Raw genomic sequence first — 215 nt, forward strand, 5'->3', positions numbered from 1 at the left:
GCAGACGCCGCAGGGAGGAGACGTCCGCGTCCGCGGTGGCCGCCAGCTCGGCCACGTCCTTGGGGCCGTCGGCGAGCAGGTCCGGGACGTCGAGCCGGACCACCGTGCACAGGGCGCTGGACAGGAGGTGCCCGAAGAGCATCTGCCGCATGCGCCGGGCGTCGTCGACTTGCTGCTCCGTCAGTATGCGCACGGGCCCTCCCGTCGTACGGCTG

At 73.0% G+C, this 215-nt stretch carries 1 pseudogene; it reads right to left on the reverse strand.

Annotated features, from left to right (window positions below):
- Window positions 1-193, reverse strand: a pseudogene (locus tag GT030_RS18110) (methyltransferase); the annotation flags it as partial.
- Between the last annotated feature and the right edge of the window lie 22 nt (window positions 194-215).

It is taken from the genome of Streptomyces sp. SID1328, from assembly GCF_009865595.1.
GTDB classification, from domain to species: Bacteria; Actinomycetota; Actinomycetes; order Streptomycetales; family Streptomycetaceae; genus Streptomyces; species Streptomyces griseoluteus.